The sequence below is a fragment of the Paraglaciecola sp. 25GB23A genome (genome assembly GCF_040012495.1).
GTDB lineage: Bacteria > Pseudomonadota > Gammaproteobacteria > Enterobacterales > Alteromonadaceae > Paraglaciecola.
The window spans coordinates 1-6097 of record NZ_JBDYKM010000050.1 but is presented as its reverse complement, the minus strand read 5'-3'; the positions used below and the strand labels follow the sequence as shown (position 1 = coordinate 6097).

The window sequence follows — 6097 nt, the reverse complement described above, 5'->3', positions numbered from 1 at the left end:
AACAAACAAAGGCACCGGAAAATTACTCGCTGGGCTTCGCCCAAAAGCGCTCGCATTTTCCGTTGCTTTGGACGTTAGCAATCAAGGCATAGTATGTGGAAAGTTTTCGCAGTTAAAACGATATATCGAACTAGTGTAACTGGAGAACCGTTTGCTACCGATGAGTCATATTCAAATAAATTTGATCAAATTGAAGAACGCGTGTTTACGGTAAAGGCTCGCTCATTTGATGAAGCTATAAAAAGAGCTGAAGCGGAAGCCGAAGAATATGCAGATGGTTCACACATTAATCCTTATGGTCAGGATGTCACTCAAAAATATACGGGCATAGCTGGTGCATATGAACCTTTTGACAATGTACCTGCAAATATAGAAGTCTACTCAAATACTTTTATTGTTCCTAAAAGTATTTCTGATGACCAACTAGCAGATAACTTCCAAGGTGATGAGAAATCCAATTGTGGGGAGTGGCGCAAAAACTTCTTAAACTCAGAATTTAGTGGCTTTGTAATTTGAATGCTAACAAACCAATTATTCCGACCTCAACTCGCTGCGCTTATGTGGACTCCCCCTTGTCAACAACATCAACAACCAATTAAAGAATAAATGCGTGCTTATGTACGAGCTCTAATAGGGAAGCTATCCCAGGCTCTATGATATTTACGCGAACTTGTTGTCAAATCTCGTTAGCGAGCTAGAAGCTCTGAGCGCAGCACTGACTAAACAAGCTGATTTTCATCTTTTATCGAGCATTATTGTTGTGTGACAAACCTTGGTTAAGCAGCCAGAAGCTCTGCTCTATATTCTGTGCCATTGGCTAACATAGCAAAGGCAGTTCGTACTGTTTTATTGGCTAATGCGACAGCTGTACAGCGTTTGCCTCTGCGTTCAACCATTTGTTGTATCCATATATCTTTCTTGGTTTTTGCAGTGCGCCTCGTTGCTTGGTTAACCGCTGACATCGCACCGCTAACCAAGCAACTTCGGAGCGTGTTGTTTTTAACGTACTTACCCACAGAGCCCAGTTTTACTTTACCACCCGAAGAATGCTGAATTGGGGTTAATCCAATACAAGCAGAAGCATCTCGACCTTTTTTAAAGTGCCCCATTTCTCCACAGCCTAGAGCGATATAGAGGTTGACAGCATTTAACGGGCCGACTCCTTCTAGCGCTTGTAACACTTTACAGGTTGGATGTTGGTTTGCTGCTTTTTCTAAGTACAGATCATACTGTTGTATCGATTCAATACTGAGCTGTAGTTGTTGCCACCCTGTATTTAATGCTTGCCTAAAAATCATTGAAAAGCCATTTTCAGCATCTTCCAGAACGCCTTGGACGACTCCACTTAAACCGCCTTGACTGGGTGATACCCTAATATTAAATTCTAACAATAAGGATTTAATTTGATTTTGCATGGCGACTTTATGTTTAACGGCGAGTTCTCGTAATCGAGCTAAGGTTTGTAATTCTTGTTGCTCTTTTGATTTACCGTTAATAAATGAAACATCGTTTAGTTGAGCGGCTTGGGCAACAGCTAATGCATCGTTTTTATCCGTTTTTTGGTTTTGTCTCACACTGGCAACCAGTTTGGCTGAAATCAGTCGGGCATCATGCCCAAATTTCAACGATATTTGCTTCCAATAATTTGATGTACTGCATGCCTCGAACACAATGGTCATCGGTTTTGAAGAAGCTAACCAAGAAGTAAACAGTATCGGTGTCATCGCCTGATTAGACTGCACCTTGTTGCGTTTAAAAACGCAAACTTGAATTTCTTCTTTCGCTAAATCAACACCTGTGATTATATTGTGCATCTTGGACTCCATAATATTTTTTGTGTGAGAACTGAAATATTAACCCAGCTCATTGAGTTGGGGGAGTCCAATTATCTCTTTTCGTCGGCATATTGGGGCGTTATACATGTATAGATTGAGGGCAGAGGATTGAGTAAAGTCTTAGGGATAATTGGTTGTATTTTATTGGCTTATTCGTTTGTTGACTTTCTATCATTCTATTTACCGTTATTAAGCCTTTTTCAGCAAATCATGATAAGTACGGAGCCAGCAGATCCTAGGTTGATAGCTGGTGAAATTAGCTCAAGTATGGTGTCTCAAATTGTTTCATCAATATACTACCTTGTTCCAGTAATTTTTATTTCTTTGGCTTCTTTCAAATACAAACTGACAACTAAGTGGTTTAAATTATGGTTGCGCCTTTTTGGATTCTTTCTGTTATTGACACCAATTGCTAATTCGATAATAGGAATTTATGTGTTGTTTTTAAGTTGGAGAAAGCATGTATAACAAGCCAAGTCAGCGGGAATTTTACTCGCTGAAAAACACTCATAAAATCCCCTGCTTGGGGCGTTAGCTTGCTTTTTAAATATGGAGTTTTCTTTGCATAGAATATATTGGTTCACATCTTTCAATGTTATCGTTTTAATCATTTGGTCAGCTGGAATGTTATTTAACTTTCAGTACGATGATGGGGGAATTGGAGGTTTATATTATCTTTTTATTCCTTTGTTTTGCTTTATGTTCCTTTTGGCTGATAACTTAATTGAATTAATATTATCGACAAATGCAGACTTTTGGTTAGTTGCCCCAACAGGACTGTTATTAGCATTCCTTGTTGACCTACTTAGGATAAAGTTCTGGAAAGGTAAATCTCACACCGGAGAAGGCACAAGCTAACAAGGCATTAAGAGGCGTTAAGTAAAATTTATGAACAACTTACGAAAATATTTAATACGGCATCAACACCAGCGTAAATGTCTAGTGTTTCTGGGGCAGTCCTTATTTAGTGTTCTTTTTGTTCTGTCGATAAGCAAAGTGCTTGTCATATTTGAGGTTATTAATAGTCCGATATTTGGTGGTATACGCGGCCAGGTCGTCGCTGCGTTTTCTATATCACTGGGCACACTTGTCTTACCGATTCTACTAGGCGAACCGGAATCTAAGGCTGACAAATAGCTGTTAAATATTACGGAGTTAGCCTTTCTAATTATTTGTATAAAATACTATGTCGGCATTACTTAACAAGGCTGTAAACAAAGAACAGCAGGACGGCGCTTGAATTTCATCGCTACCTGCAATTATGATTTTCGTAACAAGCTAGTTCTACGCGGTCTTGTTACAGCCTCGTTAGCTGAATTAAAGTGTTCAATATATTGTACAAGTAAGGATATTTGAATATACTTGTCTTATTTAAAGTACATGTTGAGGTGTTTATGAGAGTTGTATCCTTTACTGAAGCTCGCAATGGTTTAAAAGCTGTTTTAGATTCCGTGGTTAACGATGCCGACACAACCGTGATTACTCGTCGCGATTCGGAAGATGCGGTTGTAATGTCATTAGACTACTACAACAGCTTAATGGAGACCGTTTACTTATTAAGATCTCCTGCCAATTCAGAGCATTTAGCAAAATCTATTGAACAATTTAAAAATGGCAATGTCACTCCAAGAGACTTAGTCGATGAGTAGTAGGTTACTCGTATGGACTGATGAAGCATGGAGTGACTATGTATATTGGCAAGGTCAGGATAAAAAAACACTAAAGCGTATTAACAAACTTATAAGTGATTCCAAAAGAACACCGTTTGAAGGTATTGGTAAACCAGAGCCTTTAAAAGAGAATCTCTCAGGTTTTTGGTCACGTCGAATAGACGACACAAATAGACTAGTTTATGCAGTAGACAACACGTCATTAACTATTATCTCTTGTAGGTATCATTACTAGTGCAAAATACAGCTAATCGAGTAGCCGGAGGTATCTAGCCTCCAGCCCCCACAACACCCTGCATGCGGCTCCGCACAGGGCGTTTCCTGAAAATGTTTAAAGCATGATGGCCGATTAGCTCCTTCATACTCCAATTATGGCTTCTGATTTTGCGCCACTGTTCCTAAGTCCGGTCGGATACGAAACAAGTGAGCTGCACAGGCTCCTAATTGATTTTCAGGTTCAGGTGGGGCGCCCATGCAACTTCACCGTGTCTCAACCATTACGATGGGCGTTTGGCTACTATGCCGTCTGCTGACTTCTGCTTAATCATCAACAGAGTTACCCCTGTTGACGCTATCGGTTTCATCGTATTCGCTCCATTGAGTTGATAACACTCAAAAGCCAAGGCACTTGTATACCAGAGCCTCACTGGTTAATTACCGATCGCTTGTTAAGCAGATCTCTGGAAGGCCAGCCCCGGCCAAATAAGAGCATGAACTGTCTCTGCACTGCTGCATCATTTACGGTGGCCGTTAGATCACATGGTTTCGTCGTCTTGGACCCACAGCGCTTCACGGGGCCGGCCCTGCCAACTCACCTCCAGCCTGCGCCTCATATGATGTCTTTGGGGAAGCCTCGTCTTCATCAGCTCGCAAATTTATGAAATGCATCCATGCATTTCACCGAAGGCCAACCTACGGTTGTTCAAAATGGTTCCCTACCATTTTGTGCGTCCGGCTTCCTTCAGACCAAACCTCGCGGTTTAGCCCTTGCCATTCGCTAGTAGTTAACGTTTAATAACGGTAAGTTAAATAAACGGTGACCTTCCTAAAGAGGACTTTCATCCGGGGCGGCCTCCGCTCATTAGTTCATGCCCATGCTGGGCGTGCACAAGGCGTTGAAATGGATTCAGTAATATTGTCACCTTTTCTGCAAAGAAACGCAGCAAAGCCGCCAACATCACTGCACCAGTTAACGCGACGTTAGGTGTTTTAGATGTACCCTGAAGACTTTGACGATATCGTCGTAGAAAACAAACATAATTTTGCGAAACATGAGGTACATGTTCAAGTTGCCATCTGTATTCATCAATTGGAAGCCCAAGTGAACAATGGTGGTTTCGAACAATATTTTTATAATTCAAGCGGAATGTTTGCGCTGGAAACTATATTGGCATTGCGAACAATAGGGGCATTAAAAACGGCTTCTTTGCTAGAAGCAGCCATTTTAATTGGATACCCCACGGGATATCCAGCAGACTCATCCTTTCATCAGGAATTGCTCTTTGACTCTGACGAAAGTATGGAAAAGCTTGGCAAATTGGACAACGAATTTTATAGTTACTCAGATGATTTATCGGGTTTTGTAAATGCCTATCTAAGAATCAACACCTAATAAACGCATCAAAATGGTCGTCTAACAGTTGGCTTGCGCTCATTCTTCGCTTATTTTAGCCAACTGTTATCCGCAATTTATGCGGGCGTTATATTTCAAGAGAGTTAATTAGATGAATCAGTCTGATCCGACGAAAACTGGAACTGCTATTCTTGAAGCTGTTGAAAATCAGCTGAAAGCTAATGATCCACCGAAAGTGAAAGAAACACTTAATCGGCTTATTTCTTTAGGCATTAGTAGACAGGAGTCTAAGAAGTATATTGCGTGCGCCTTGTCAGTTGAAATATTCGGAGCAATAAAAAACTTAGAAGCATTTAATCCTCAAAGGTATGACCAAAACTTGAACAACTTGCCAGAAATGCCTTGGGAGGACGAATAGCCAATGAAATATAACAAACCAATTATTCAGACTTCAACTCGCTGCTCTCATTTCGTCGGCATATTGGAGCGTTAGCATTGGATTCATTAGAGATTGAGCCAACTGAATTTCGTTCGTTAGTATATTCGCTAGTAACGAACAGTCTACTCTACATTGGAATTCCAATTTACGTATTTGCATTTCTGTTTCTAGGTGAGGAAAAACAATATCATGCTATGTATTTAATGTTTGGCTATACATTAATCGCCATATTCATTTCCATATGGCTGTTCATATTTAACCGAAACCCTCGGATACCGATCACTAAAGTTATTTTAAAGGCAGATGGCATAGTTGTGTCATCCCTCACAAATGAGGAGTATGTCGAGCGACATGAAATTAGTAACTATAAAATTTCTGGGTTTTTGAACAAGAAAATAGTGATAAATGACTCTCGTAATAGGACTGTTAAAATTAGTTACTATTTGTTTAAACCAGAACAGCGTTTAATAATATTGGATTACTTGTCTTCTATTTGTGCCGATTTGACCTGGTCAACCTAATACGACCACCTTAGTTAAGCTACTTTCTGTAATTCATTGTTTTGTTGTTCAAAGTCATT

Annotated in this window: 6 protein-coding genes; 5 read left to right on the top strand and 1 reads right to left on the bottom strand. The window is 40.2% G+C overall.

All coding sequences use genetic code 11. The features are described 5' to 3' along the window. The first annotated feature begins 93 nt into the window (after positions 1-93). Positions 94-516: a DUF4288 domain-containing protein gene (locus ABKW31_RS22565; RefSeq protein ID WP_348618972.1), complete on the top strand. Its 423-nt coding sequence runs from the start codon at positions 94-96 to the stop codon at positions 514-516. 260 nt (positions 517-776) lie between these two features. Here ABKW31_RS22565 and ABKW31_RS22560 read toward each other — a convergent pair whose 3' ends face one another. Then, positions 777-1814 carry an IS110 family transposase gene (locus tag ABKW31_RS22560; protein ID WP_348618971.1) on the bottom strand — a complete coding sequence of 346 codons (1038 nt, stop codon included), beginning with the start codon at positions 1812-1814 and terminating at the stop codon, positions 777-779. 1415 nt (positions 1815-3229) lie between these two features. Between ABKW31_RS22560 and ABKW31_RS22555 the strand changes: the two genes are divergently transcribed. The 4 genes from ABKW31_RS22555 (at position 3230) to ABKW31_RS22540 (ending at position 5496) form a co-directional block, all read left to right on the top strand. Next, positions 3230-3484: a type II toxin-antitoxin system prevent-host-death family antitoxin gene (locus ABKW31_RS22555; protein ID WP_348618970.1), complete on the top strand. Its 255-nt coding sequence runs from the start codon at positions 3230-3232 to the stop codon at positions 3482-3484. Beyond that, positions 3477-3740: a Txe/YoeB family addiction module toxin gene (locus tag ABKW31_RS22550; RefSeq protein ID WP_348618969.1), complete on the top strand. Its 264-nt coding sequence runs from the start codon at positions 3477-3479 to the stop codon at positions 3738-3740. The genes ABKW31_RS22555 and ABKW31_RS22550 overlap by 8 nt, the downstream gene beginning before the upstream one ends. Before the next feature lie 978 nt (positions 3741-4718). Next, complete coding sequence (locus tag ABKW31_RS22545; protein ID WP_348618968.1) at positions 4719-5117, top strand: DUF4375 domain-containing protein; 399 nt, start codon at positions 4719-4721, stop codon at positions 5115-5117. Positions 5118-5229: 112 nt separating this feature from the next. Further along, positions 5230-5496, top strand: a complete 267-nt coding sequence (locus ABKW31_RS22540) for a hypothetical protein (protein ID WP_348618967.1) — start codon at positions 5230-5232, stop codon at positions 5494-5496. Positions 5497-6097: the final 601 nt, after the last annotated feature.